The organism is Bacillus sp. FSL H8-0534, assembly GCF_038005885.1.
Classification (GTDB): domain Bacteria; phylum Bacillota; class Bacilli; order Bacillales; family Bacillaceae_G; genus Bacillus_A; species Bacillus_A pseudomycoides.
In genome coordinates, this window is the sequence record NZ_JBBOUC010000001.1 from 1,205,986 (window position 1) to 1,218,873 (window position 12,888).

9 protein-coding genes, 1 pseudogene and 1 riboswitch are annotated in these 12,888 nt (G+C 34.5%); of the genes and pseudogenes, 3 read left to right on the top strand and 7 right to left on the bottom strand.

Annotated features, from left to right (window positions below; genetic code table 11):
• Positions 1-203: 203 nt before the first annotated feature.
• The 3 genes from MHH71_RS06280 to MHH71_RS06290 all read right to left on the bottom strand — a co-directional run bounded on the left by MHH71_RS06280 (position 204) and on the right by MHH71_RS06290 (position 4,854).
• Positions 204-878 (bottom strand): response regulator, encoded by a 675-nt coding sequence (locus tag MHH71_RS06280; protein WP_018781406.1) that lies wholly within the window; start codon positions 876-878, stop codon positions 204-206.
• Positions 841-2,364 (bottom strand): sensor histidine kinase, encoded by a 1,524-nt coding sequence (locus tag MHH71_RS06285; RefSeq protein ID WP_018781407.1) that lies wholly within the window; start codon positions 2,362-2,364, stop codon positions 841-843. The genes MHH71_RS06280 and MHH71_RS06285 overlap by 38 nt, the downstream gene beginning before the upstream one ends.
• Before the next feature lie 663 nt (positions 2,365-3,027).
• The gene (locus MHH71_RS06290; RefSeq protein ID WP_003196822.1) at positions 3,028-4,854 is read right to left on the bottom strand and encodes an APC family permease; all 1,827 of its coding nucleotides are present in this window, start codon (positions 4,852-4,854) and stop codon (positions 3,028-3,030) included.
• Positions 4,855-4,995: 141 nt separating this feature from the next.
• Positions 4,996-5,144: riboswitch (cyclic di-AMP (ydaO/yuaA leader) on the bottom strand.
• Positions 5,145-5,522: 378 nt separating this feature from the next.
• Here MHH71_RS06290 and MHH71_RS06295 point away from each other — a divergent pair.
• Complete coding sequence (locus MHH71_RS06295) at positions 5,523-7,964, top strand: PAS domain S-box protein (RefSeq protein WP_033798819.1); 2,442 nt, start codon at positions 5,523-5,525, stop codon at positions 7,962-7,964.
• A gap of 465 nt (positions 7,965-8,429) precedes the next feature.
• Here MHH71_RS06295 and MHH71_RS06300 read toward each other — a convergent pair.
• The 3 genes and pseudogenes from MHH71_RS06300 to panE form a co-directional block, all read right to left on the bottom strand.
• Positions 8,430-8,588, bottom strand: a pseudogene (locus MHH71_RS06300) (phospholipase); the annotation flags it as partial.
• Between the two features lie 64 nt (positions 8,589-8,652).
• Positions 8,653-8,928: a hypothetical protein gene (locus tag MHH71_RS06305; protein WP_033798818.1), complete on the bottom strand. Its 276-nt coding sequence runs from the start codon at positions 8,926-8,928 to the stop codon at positions 8,653-8,655.
• 150 nt (positions 8,929-9,078) lie between these two features.
• Positions 9,079-9,993 carry a 2-dehydropantoate 2-reductase gene (gene panE / locus MHH71_RS06310; protein ID WP_033799639.1) on the bottom strand — a complete coding sequence of 305 codons (915 nt, stop codon included), beginning with the start codon at positions 9,991-9,993 and terminating at the stop codon, positions 9,079-9,081.
• A 171-nt stretch (positions 9,994-10,164) separates the two neighbouring features.
• Here panE and MHH71_RS06315 point away from each other — a divergent pair, with 171 nt between their 5' ends.
• The gene (locus MHH71_RS06315) at positions 10,165-10,710 is read left to right on the top strand and encodes a GNAT family N-acetyltransferase (RefSeq protein WP_006094504.1); all 546 of its coding nucleotides are present in this window, start codon (positions 10,165-10,167) and stop codon (positions 10,708-10,710) included.
• 319 nt (positions 10,711-11,029) lie between these two features.
• On the top strand, positions 11,030-11,491 hold the full coding sequence (locus MHH71_RS06320) for a YfbM family protein (RefSeq protein ID WP_006094503.1): 462 nt from the start codon (positions 11,030-11,032) through the stop codon (positions 11,489-11,491).
• Between the two features lie 119 nt (positions 11,492-11,610).
• Here the strand turns inward: MHH71_RS06320 and trhO are convergent, their stop codons facing one another.
• Positions 11,611-12,585: an oxygen-dependent tRNA uridine(34) hydroxylase TrhO gene (gene trhO, locus MHH71_RS06325; RefSeq protein ID WP_018781412.1), complete on the bottom strand. Its 975-nt coding sequence runs from the start codon at positions 12,583-12,585 to the stop codon at positions 11,611-11,613.
• Between the last annotated feature and the right edge of the window lie 303 nt (positions 12,586-12,888).

The window sequence follows — 12,888 nt, forward strand, 5'->3', positions numbered from 1 at the left end:
ATAGTGATGAGTAAGTTCATACTATAATAGGAGAAACAATTTGAAACGAATCCACGGACCTGTTTATAAACAGGTCTAAAGATCCGTTTATAAACAGGAGTTTACATGATTAAGGCTTTAGGCCCACTTCTTGTAAATGTCGCTAGAAAACAAAAACCCAATTCCATGTAAAGGAATTGGGTTGAGAACTTTCTAAATATAAATCAATAATCGCTTTCCTGATTCGGACGCATAAACCCTTGTTCCCATGCAAAAACAGCAGCTTTCGTACGATCAAGCATATGAAGCTTACTTAAAATGTTACTAACATGGCCTTTCACTGTCTTTCCACTAATGAAAAGACTTTCAGCAATTTCAGCATTCGTGAGTCCCCTAGCAATCAATCGTAATACTTCCAATTCTCGTTCACTTAGCTCGGAAAATGGATCGGGAGATGCCTGTTTCGTAGCACGAATCTCATTAACAACCCGTGCAGCCACCCGTGGATGCATAATGGATTCGCCTTGTACGCCTCTCCTTACCGTTTCAACCAATTGATTAGGCTCAATGTCTTTAAGCACATATGATATCGCCCCTGCACGTAACGCTGGAAAAATGTACTCGTCCTCATGATAAGAAGTCAACACAATCACTTGAGAACGAGGACTAACTTGTTTAATCATTCGTATCGCCTCTACACCATTGATACCCGGCATCACTAAATCCATGAGTACGATATCTGGCACAAGCTCAGCAGCTAGGTCCGTAGCATTCTCACCATTCTCTGCTTCTCCAACCACGTGAAAGTCAGGTTGAATTGTGAACAGAGTATTCAATCCTTGTCTTACAATTGCATGATCATCAACAATTAAAATCGAAATCGGATCTTCCTTCTCCATTTTCTGTCACCTCTTCTAAATAACCATTGGCATTCGGATTGTTATCTTCCCAAATGTCTGCTTGTTTACATTGAACGGTAATTTTCACACCTTTCTCTATCCCGCTTTGGATATCGATATTCCCTTTTAACGCATGAATCCGTTCACGCATAGAGGACAAACCTACTCCTTGTCGAGCTCCCCTTTGCATATCAAACCCACAACCATTATCATGAATAGAAAGAGTTACTACTTCTTCGCACTCTAGATGAATCATTACCATATTTGCTTGACTGTGGCGTGCAACATTATTCAGTGCCTCCTGTGTGATGCGAAAAAATGTTTCTTCAATAATGGGGGATACTTGTTGCTGTCCACTTGTCTCCAAATTAACCATGATACCCGTTTGTTCTTGCCACATCCCCGCATAATCTTTTAATGCATGTGCCAAATTCTTTCCCTCAAGTGCGACAGGACGTAATTCCCGTATTAATGCACTTAACTCCCGCTGCGTTTGATGTAACAAGTTTTCTGCCTTTAGTAAATGGTCTTTAGCGATATCATCATCTTTTCCAATAAGGGATTTACTAGTATTCAGCCAGATAGATGTAGCAAACAGTTGCTGCTTAATACTATCATGTAGCTCACGAGCTAATCGATTGCGTTCCTCAAGTGTCGCTAAATCTTGCCGCACTCTAAGTAAGGTACGTAATTGTTTTGCCATTTGATTCAACTTATATGCCAACTGCCCTAATTCATCCTTTGAAGGATCATGTACAAATGTTGTGAAATCTCCTTGACTCCATTGATCTGTAGAGTTTAATATCTTTTGAATACGACGAACGAGACTTCGAGAGGTGATAATTCCAAAAGTAATACCAACAATTGCTGCACCAATAAAGAAAGCCAAAATACTAAATCCAAAAAACTGAAAAGTAGCCTTCCAAAAATCGAACAAAGAAAAATGTATGTTTTCTGCTTTAACTACTAATACCCCAAGAACATCTTTCTCATTAGATAACGGAGCAACAATATATAAAACCCCACCTTTATGATAGCTATATGTTTTTAACTTACGTGCTTCGGATGGTTTCAGTGACAGAGCTGTATATATATTTCGATAAACTTTCGCAGGGAACTCTGTTTTAAAATCAATAAACTGAGGCACATTCTCTCCAGCACTTGCAAGTAATTTCCCATTTGGATCAGTCACCACAGAAAATCCATCGAATTCAGTCCCTACTTCTATGGGCCAATCTTCTAATGCCTTCTTCAGTTGATTTTGATTAATCAATGGTCCATTAAAGTTAGAAGATATATTTTGGGCCTGTATGCTTATCTGTTGTTCAAACATTTGGTCCGCATTATATTTCACTAGACTAAGTGAAATAAGAAAGCCTACCACTTCAAGGGTTAATAGAACACCAATGGTTGTTAATACATAAAATAAAGTCAGTTTCCACTGCAAGCGGCGGAAATGCCGGACAAAACGAGACAAAAATTTCATGTTTTTCCCTTCCTAATTGAAAGTATAGTGACCACCGTATTGTTCAATTCCCACTAAAATCTACTTCCTACTATAAAATATGTATTGAAATTTAACATTCCTCCCCCCAAGAAGCTTCTTTATATCATTCATTCTAAATTTAATTTTTCTTGATAAATTAGAAATTTCCTAGCGTACCCTTAAAATTATTTGTGCACGAATATATCCTCTCCTTGCTCTTCTGTAAATCAGATCCTTTTCCGTCTTATCATTCACTCTATTTTAACAACTTCTTAAAAAGATAGATTGGTATGGAGAAACAGATATAAACTCCCCCCCTTCTACTTAATGACGAATGTGGATGTGGAACATGCACTTTTGTAATAATATTCTTAAAGAAAAAATCAAAAACTATATATCTTTATTGCCTTAATAGTAGTAAATATATTCATAAAATGTAGATAATCATTTTAAAAACCAGGGTCGTTCAAAGAATTGGTGAAAGTAAATGGATAGGAATTTTAACAAGGTTAGAAAGAATAACTTTTGGAGTGGTAAAAAGTTTCGAAATACCAAATTTAACATAAGGATTGGATACACAAAGATAAGATATAAAACCTATTTGTATAAAAAGGTAGCTCTACATAAGTAAAGCTACCTTAGAAATTGCTTGTTCTATAATCTTTATTTTTTCAAATGATACGGTACAGTCGTAATAACTACATTTCTCTTATAGAGCAAGAATGCACGAATCAATAAGCTAGACTGGTTATGAAGAATATTGTGCCAGCCTTTCTTAGGAATAAATTGCGGTATTACTACAGTAACCCGATAATTTGATTCGCTCGCTTTATATTGAACTGTATCAATAAATTTGGTTAGCGGCTGAATAATACTTCTGTAATGAGAGTGTAGTGTCACCAGTCTAACCTCAGGCTGCCATTTCTTCCATTTTTCTTCAAACTTCTTCTCATCTTCTCTTTCAAAAGAAACGTAAACAGCTATGACCTGATCTGGTGAAAGGGATTTAGCATAATTTAATGAATTCTCTACTACATGAGTCATCCCAGCAACAGGAACAATTATGACATTCCCTTCAATCGGCACAATTGGTTCACAAGTTTTAAGACTTAATTGATCACCTACCGCTTCATAATGCTTTCTAATTCGATGAAAAACAATAATAATGACAGGTAAGAAAATTAAGACTGTCCAAACTTGTGAAAACTTAGTTAAAAAGAACATACTCATAACTATAAAACTAATAATAGCACCCGTTAAATTAATCGTTAATTTTAAAATCCATCCTTGAGGCTTTTCACGAATCCATTTTACCACCATTCCAGACTGGGACAACGTAAATGGAATAAACACGCCTACTGCATAAAGTGGAATGAGATGTTCTGTTTGCCCTTGGAAAGCAATAATTAAAAGAATTGAAGCAATTCCAAGTATGATAATTCCATTTGAATACCCTAATCGGTCTCCTCTAACTGTAAACATTCTAGGTATAAACTTATCTTTTGCAAGATTAACTGCTAATAAAGGAAAAGCAGAATAACCAGTATTAGCAGCAAGTATTAATATCAACGCTGTTGTTCCTTGAATAAAGAAATACATGAAGTTCCGTCCAAATGTTTCTTCGGCAATTTGTGAAACAACTGTTACCTCTCCACTTGGAGTAATACCATAATAGTAAGCTAAATATACGATTCCTGAAAATAACACTGCAAGTAAGGAGCCCATCGCAAGTAACGTTTTAGCAGCATTTTTAGGAGCCGGATCTTTAAAGTTTGGAATCGCATTGGAAATGGCTTCAACACCTGTCAAAGCAGAACTACCTGATGCAAATGCTTTTAAAAGTAAAAACAAACTAACCCCTGCTACTGGTGTACCAATTGGTGTATGCAAATTAGGTGAGACTTCACCTGTTACAATGTTGTATATACCTACACCGATTAATATAAATAACGCTAAAACAAATAAATAAACGGGATAAGCTAAAATAGAAGCTGATTCCGTTACTCCTCTTAAGTTCAAAATTGTAATAAATAATACAAAGATAATAGCAATAATTACATTATGAGCATGTAAGCTAGGAAAAGCAGATGTAATAGCATCTGTACCTGCAGATACACTTACTGCCACCGTTAAAATGTAGTCTACTAATAAGGAACCTCCAGCTATTAATCCTGGATTAACACCTAAATTTTCTTTTGATACTACATATGCTCCCCCGCCATGAGGATAGGCAAAAATAATTTGTCTATAAGACAAAATTAGAGCTGTTAGCAAAACTAAGACTCCTATTGCGATTGGAATAGAATACCAAAATGCTAACGCCCCCACCGTAGATAGAGCAATCAATATTTGCTCCGGACCATAGGCAACCGATGATAATGCGTCAGAAGATAGAATCGCTAACGCTTTCGTTTTATTAAGCTTTTGCTCTCCTAATTCGGTTGATTTTAAGGGTCTTCCAATTAAAAACCTCTTTATAGTTGAAACCACTGCTGTCCACTCTCCAATAACTTTGTACGTACATTTCTCTTTTAGTCAAATTAATACGCTATTTTTCAGAAAACAAAAAATGTCTACAAGCCATAACAAATAGACTTGTAGACATTAATTTTTTTGTCGCACAAGCTCCACCTTCCTTCTCATATAACGCTTACGAGGTTAGCTGTCGGATTCGGGCCTGTGAGTAGCCCTACCTCTTTTGCAAGGATTCACCCCTTGGATTATGTATCAATCCATAAAAACGGTTCCCCCGTACCATCAGGTTTCAGCGATTTAGAAATTCGAAACTGTCGATTATCATACTCCCTTATTTAGAAAAAGTAAACAAAAATTTTTAAACAATGGCTTAAATTTTTAGAAATAGAAAAATTGTGATGATTATATAGGGTATTACTTCGTGAATGAATATAATGCATCATATAAAATTAGCTTTTGAAGTTTTTGCACCACAATCAAATTATTTATATATACGCTATCTATTAATGAATAGACTTCACCTTTTTTCAACTACAGTATACATATATCTAGACCCATCGATTACTTCTATCAGTTCCCCTATTAATACTCTTATTGTTCGAAATATTAAATCTAAAACCCGTTTTATTTGTAGGATTTCCTTACTTTTTGTCGAATATATTCAATGGGAGGAGGAATATTACATGATTTTCAAAGGATTCTTCATTAATCTATCTATTTTTGCTTTCCTAGTTAGCTCAGCTATATTCATTCGGGTGTTGATTTTGAATATTAATTCTAAATTAAACCGGCTATACGGAGGAGTAGTTGCCGGTATCATAGCTGCTATTCTGATGGTCTTTAATTTTAAGCACATGGGATTGTTTTATGATCTCCGAATGGCTCCTCTTATAATTTCGTACATTTATTTTGGTCGTACGGCCGGTTGGATTACAATAACATTTATTATAATTATGCGCATTTTCTATCTTGGTGGTAATTGGGGACCATCTTTGATTGTTTCTTTAGGAATAGCTACTATATATACTATTTTTGAAACTTATCTCAAGGAGCTTCATCCCTTTAAGAGAGTCTTTCTCTATCTAGCTGTTTATATAGCTATGATCCATTTGGTATTCGGATTCTTTTTTCCTTCTATACCTCTTATACTTTTTGACATTCAAGGTACATTATTTATATCTTCTGGACTATTGATCTGTATTTTTCTTATGGAGTCCTATCAAAAATTATATTGTTTAACACAAAATTTAACTAAAGCGAATGAAACATTACTAGAATCCAAGCAAGAATTAAGGGATACCGTACATGAATTGCAAGGAGGTATTTTTAAATTTAAAAAAGTAAATGGAAATTTTATTCATACTATGTGTGATGGGCAGTTATTTTATCAACATGGGTTTCACTCAGAACAAGTGGTAGGAAGAAGTTTACTTACCATAGATTCTTCCATTATTTCATTTCATTTACTTCCTCGACTACTAAAATATTATCAACAGGCATGGGATGGTGAAGAAGTCAGTTTCGAACTGCCATGGCCCAATGATGAGACTATTATACTTTTCTCTCTTAGGCCTGTTAAACGAGAAGGAACAGTTATTGAGGTAGTTGGTTCTACTGTTGATATAACGAAAAGAAAAAATGCGGAAGATGAACTAAAGGTGACGAAAGATCGGCTGGAATCATTTATTAATCATAACGTAGATGCTATCACTATATTTGATTTAGATGGACATATGATACAAGCCAATAAAGCTTATGAAAAGATATTTGGATGGTCAGAAAAAGAAATCTTGGGAAAAAAATTACCTTGCATACCTGATTTTTTAATGAATGAAACTTTAGAATTTATAAAAAATATTAAAAATACCAATATACAAGACCCTGTTATTACTAGGTTAGAAACAGTTAGACAAAGAAAAGATAAAACTCTAATTGATGTAAGCTTGACGGTTTCACCCATTCTAGATTTAAGGGGCAATGTAATTGCTTTATCAGGAATTTGTAGAGACATTTCTGAAAGGAAACAAGCAGAAAGAGAACTCCATCGATTACATCAACAATTAAAAGACAGTGAAATGAAATACCGTGCACTAATCGAACAAGCAACTGACGCAGTATATGTAGTAGAGCTGAATGAGGATCAATTTCCAACAGGATTTATAGAGGTAAATCCTGTTGGGTGTAAAAGATTTGGATATAGTAGAGAGAAGCTTCTCTCAATGCCATTTCCTAGTACCGTTCCGCCAGATTCTCCAATGGTCAAAAGAGTAATAAAAAAAATTAGAGAAGGGCAAACTTCTTTCACTTTGCAAGATGAATTTGTTTTTCCAACAGGAAAAACAATAACAACTGAGTTTGGTGTCCGTGTTTTTAACTTGAATGGCAAAAACGTTTTCTTGAGTATCTCTCGAGATATCACTGAGCGGTTAAAAACAGAGGAATTATTACGAAAATCAGAGAAACTTGCTGTAGTTGGTCAATTAGCCACTGCAATTGCCCATGAAATTAACAATCCTTTAACAGCAATGAAAGGATTCATGCATTTACTAAAATCATCGGAAAATAAGAAAAATGAACATTATATAGATATCGTGTTATCAGAGATTGAGCGAATAGAAAGTATTACAAATGAATTTATGGCACTAGCAAAGCCTCAGGCGTTAGAAATTAAAACAAATGATCTTAATGTATTAATGAAACAAGTTGTAATGATACTTCAGCCTCAAGCAATGATGAACAACATACAAATTACAACTGAGTTTACATCTGATACTTCATTCATCCTTTGTGAAGGAAATCAATTAAAGCAAGTTTTTATAAATATCTTAAAAAATGCGATTGAAGCGACAGCAATGGGAGGGGAAGTCTTGATTCAAATCGAATATATACCTGATAAAAACCAGGTAAACATTCGATTTACTGATTACGGATGCGGAATTGAAAAAGATCGTATACCTTATCTAGGAGAGCCATTTTATAGTATTAAAGAAGATGGTGTCGGTTTAGGATTAATGATCTGTTATAAAATGATCGAAAAGCACCAAGGAAAGATACTTATTGAAAGTGAGGTAGGTAAAGGAACGACAATCAATGTAAATCTTCCTATATCTACTCTCGAAAACTAATATTCTTATTTATCTTTTTAGGTACCACCGTATCACCAGAAATTTAAAAATAAAAACATCTCAAAAGTAAAAAGTTTCTTTTCTATAGTTTAGAAGAAGAAATTTTTTCATTTTAAATATTATGGATAATTTAATTTAAAAAAATGAAGAACAATATCTATTAGAAGCTGATGATAGTGTAAAAATACCAGCAAATTCGAAACATAAATGGGAAAATTTTTAGATATGGTGGATTATTCCTAGAATCGTTGCCGTATCTTAATAAAGACATCCTTGTTGTACAGACAATTGGTATACCAAACATGATTGTAATACACAGATTGATCGAATGAACTTAATAGAAAGAGAGGGCCTTTCTGGTAAGAGCTCCTCTCTTTCTATTAAGTTGTGTCATGTGTAAGTTTATCATTTTAACCGAGAAGACTCCCTCCTCTAAACGAAGTGAAGGTGGGGGTAGTTCAATTCTTATTGATTCACGTACGTATCAAACCATAAATGGATATATCCAGCTGTAATACGTTGCGCTTCTATTAAGCATTTTCCTGTTACTGGTGTTACCTCAGCACGCCATTTATCAGCAGAGTCTTGTGACACAGCCGCTTTTATAAACCAACCTTTCGTTGAACTTTAAGGTGAGAGTCTTACTATCGGCGAATAGCGGGATAAAATATTGAATGTTCATATACAATTACCTGATTTGTACTTTTTTATATCCACCTTCTTTTTCGAGACCATTCATTTTTAAATTCACATAATAAACCAATCTAAATATAAACGGAAACAACAAAGAGCCTACAAGGGATGGAATGAATATTTTATTAAAAAGTGAAGCTATCCCAAAAAGAATCCCCGCAAAAAAGTAGCCTACAATTGCACTCCAATAAACAAAACGTGCAAATTTAATTTGGAACGTATCACCTTTTTTGCAAGGTTTACCGAACATAACTTGGACAAATTTAATCAATGTAATCACCTCTCCTTATGCTGTAGCTTGTTTCAAGAGACAACAAGCCAATTATATCTCATTTACAGTAACTCACTTGGAAATGTCTCCTCGAAAACCCGTCACACCAGCAGGTCTACGAATCTCTCTATAGACTGTTGGAATGTTCGCTTACAGCATCTCTTCATAAACTTTTAAATTTTGATAAATAATTTTTAGCAATGGCGCATCTATATGAAATTGTTTTGCTAATTTTAACAAATATCCTTGTAAGTACTCCCCCTCGATAGGTGAATCTTTCTCCATATCCCGCTGCATAGAAGATTTCATATCATATGAAATCTTATCGATCGTCTTCATATGTTCGTCAACAATATTATCCTGAATTGGGGCTCCAGATGCTTTCATAATCTGTGCTGCTTCTTCAAATAAATTCCGAATCAAGTCCCGTCCCCCATCACTTTCACGGATTGGTCCTATTGGTGCGCGCATTAGCGTAGTCACACCTGACATAACAGTAATAAATAAATATTTATGCCACATATCTTGCACGATATGATTACTCAAAACAAAACTTGCTTTTGTACCCTTTAATGCATCGGCAATCTCATATATTCGCTCTGTATGTAGATGTTTAATTTCCCCAAATACAAGTCGGTCAGCAGAGCTAGTTTGAACAACATCTCCCTCACCGTTTAATGTTGTTTCAATAAAACACAAACCTCCAATAACTTTATCCTCACCAAATACCCGTTGTAATACAGATAGATGAGCTATACCATTTAGTAGTGGTATAATAATTGTGTTCTCACCAACAAATGGCTTCAAATCGTTTATTGCTTCTTCTAAATGATAAGTTTTTGTTGAAAATAAAATTAAATCGAATGGATCTGCGGATTCAGTTTTTGTGATTAATTGTGGTATAAAGGAGAAATCTCCATTTATGCTACGAATAACAAGACCATTTTTCTCAAGCTGTTGTTTTCGTCCACTACGAACGAGAAAAGTAACGTCTTCCCCTTTTTCTACTAAACGGCCTCCAAAATACCCTCCGACTCCTCCAGCTCCTAGTACTAAAATACGCATATAGAACTCCCCTTTTCCAAACATGAAAATTTTACTTCCTTGTAACATAACTATATTATACATCTGACTCATCAATTAAACAGAAGATTCAACTTTTTAATAAGGTTTTATTTTAAAATTATGTATTATAGACTTAGTAAAGACTTGTATAGTTAGAAAGGATGAGAAGAAATGCAATATCCAATGTTCTTATCTAAAAGATTAACAATACGCCCATTTGAATTAGATGATGCTCCGAGAGTTCAAGAATTAGCAGGCGATAAAGAGGTTGCGAAAACTACTACAATTATTCCTCACCCTTATCCAGATGGCTGGGCAGAAGAGTGGATTACCTCTACTCATACAGCTATGGATAAGGGAGACAGTTTTCACTTTGCAATGGTTAATGAGCAAAATATGCTCATCGGTTGTATTTACCTTTTTATTAACAAAAAACACAATAAAGGAGAACTAGGATACTGGCTGGGTAAATCCTATTGGGGTAAAGGATACTGTACAGAAGTCGGTCAGGTCATCGTTACATATGCATTTGAAGAATTACAGCTAAATCGTATTTATGCTGATGCTTTTACTAAAAATCCTGCTTCTTCTAAAGTCATGCAAAAATTAGGCTTGAAACATGAGGGAACATTTAAACAAAGTTGTTTGTATTGGGGAGTGTATGAAGATACTGTTGTTTATGGTTTAACAAGATCTGATTATAACAAGAGTAAGTAGCTTCTCTTCTTTTTAGCGAATATCAATAATACGAAAGCTTTACTTCCACCATAAAAATCAAAATTTCAAGAAGAAAAAACGCAGAAACCTCCTTTTAACAATTACGTTTTAACATCTAAATGAATGATTATAAAAAGAGTAGGCCACAAATTTTTATGGCCTACTCTTTTATTTAAACATTTCCCTTGTTTTGATTCACCAGAAGTAATCTATATTTTCTCATATCTTATAAATAAGTTAAAATCCTCTTCCATCCCAAAAAAACACCTACATAAAATATGATATACTAAATTCAAAATCTTTAGAGGAGCTGGCTATTATGGGGATGATTGGACAGTATCTATTAGTTACAGATGAGGAATTAAGTAAAATCAACAATAACGAGTTAGACATTTATTTTAGAGAATCTGATTTAGATATCGATAAGTCATGGCAGTTACTTCATTTTACTTTATGTGGTGAGATTGGCGGAGGCGAACCACCGCTTGGACATGTCGTACCGCTTAATGATTCCATCATAGATAACGATTCTCTCGGTACATTTTATCTTACAACTAGTGAAGTCGAAGAGGTCTATTCTGCAATAAAAGATTTAAGCGAATCTGATTTCAACAACATGTACAACTTTCAAGAATTAATGGATGAACAGCTTTATCCACTTGTTGAAGATGATGACCCGGATGAAATATTAGAATATATCTATAGTTACTTTTTAGAAATTAAGGATTTATATAAGCAAGCTGCTGCAAACAAGCAATGTGTAATTTTTTTCATTATCTAAATAGAAGTGAACTACCCTCCCCTTCACTTCTATTAGAGGAGAGGGGCTTCTCGGTTAAAACGATAAAAAAACGGATCCTCTCTTTGACGATAAGATCCGTTTTTTATGAAAGTGAACGATTATCCTAATTTCACTTTATTTTCTTCTTCAATTTTTTCTAATGCGATAGCCACTTGCTCTTCTGTTAATTCATGCTCTTTTACATAACGATTGCGCGGGTGTACACGGCATTCATGTGAACATGCACGTAAATATTTCTCTTCATTTTCTTCCGAGCATAAGATTTGTTTGTTACATTCTGGATTTGCACAATTTACATAGCGCTCACATGGTTCTTTTGTAAAGTGGTCTTTCCCAACAATAACATGTTCTTTTTGGTTTACTGGTACACCAATACGCTCATCGAATACGTAACATTGTCCATCCCATAGTTCACCTTGCACTTCAGGGTCTTTTCCGTACGTTACAATTCCGCCGTGAAGCTGACTTACATCCTCAAAGCCTTCACGCACTAACCAGCCTGAAAACTTCTCACAGCGAATACCACCTGTACAATATGTTAAAATCTTTTTACCTTCGAACATTTCCTTATTTTCATCAATCCAATCTGGTAGTTCGCGGAATGATTTAATATCAGGTTTAATCGCGCCTCTAAAATGCCCTAGCTCATATTCATAATCATTTCTTGCATCTATGATAACTGTATTTTCTTCCTTCATTGCTTCACAAAACTCTTTTGGTTCTAAATACTTACCTGTTGTTTCTTTCGGATTGATATCATCTTCTAAACGAAGTGTAACAAGCTCTGAACGAGGGCGCACATGCATTTTTTTGAACGCATGTTCATCAGCTTCATCCACTTTAAACACGATTCCATCAAAACGTGAATCGTTCTTCATTGCTTCCATATATTCCTCTGTTTGTTCAACAGTACCTGAAGCAGTTCCGTTAATCCCCTCTTCTGCTACAAGAATTCTTCCTTTTAACTCAAGTGAATTACAAAATTCTAAATGCTGAGCAGCAAATTCTTCCGGATTCTCAATTGTAGTGTACATGTAGTACAGTAACACTCTGTATGGTTTTGTATTTGACATTTTATTTTTACCACCTATCTAATTCGATATTTTAAAATCATGTATAAGTTAACGATCATATCGGAACATATAAGAATAAGAAAAGATATGTTAACTATTGCTCAAATAACTTTCTCCTATTTACAATGTTTTCCTATAAGTTAACGCAAATGAAAAACGAGATTACATCACAATCCAATAGAGTTGTGATGTAATCCCAATATATTATATAACATACAAATTGGTTTCCAGCAATTAATATGCTGTAATCCCTGTTTTACAATTAAAAAACAGCCTTTTCCATTCCATATTATAGGTTAATTT